Annotated in this window: 1 protein-coding gene; it reads left to right on the top strand. The window is 70.2% G+C overall.

What is annotated here, in order from left to right; genetic code table 11:
- The coding region (locus tag E1J61_RS37110; RefSeq protein WP_165971646.1) for an AMP-binding protein at window positions 1–463 on the top strand (463 nt) is incomplete at both ends.

Below are 463 nucleotides of genomic sequence, written 5' to 3'. Positions count from 1 at the left end.
GATGCGCGGCGGCAAGGCGCTGCCGCTGAAGGCCATCGCCGACGATGCGCTGGCGCTGGGCGGCTGCGAGGCCGTGAAGAACGTGATCGTGTACCGCCGCACCGGCGGTAACGTCGGCTGGACCGAGGGCCGCGACCGCTGGCTCGACGACGTCTGCGCCAACCAGCCCGACACCTGCGAAGCCGAGCCCGTCGGCGCCGAGCACCCGCTGTTCGTGCTCTACACCTCGGGCTCGACCGGCAAGCCCAAGGGCGTGCAGCACAGCACCGGCGGCTACCTGCTGTGGGCGCTGATGACGATGAAGTGGACCTTCGACATCAAGCCCGACGACCTGTTCTGGTGTACCGCCGACATCGGCTGGGTCACCGGCCACACCTACATCGCCTACGGCCCGCTGGCCGCCGGCGCCACCCAGGTGGTGTTCGAAGGCGTGCCGACCTACCCGAACGCCGGCCGCTTCTGG

The sequence above is a fragment of the Cupriavidus sp. L7L genome (genome assembly GCF_004353535.1).
GTDB lineage: Bacteria > Pseudomonadota > Gammaproteobacteria > Burkholderiales > Burkholderiaceae > Cupriavidus > Cupriavidus oxalaticus_A.
Note: the sequence above shows the minus strand (reverse complement) of the source record. Positions and strands in the feature narration are given on the sequence as shown.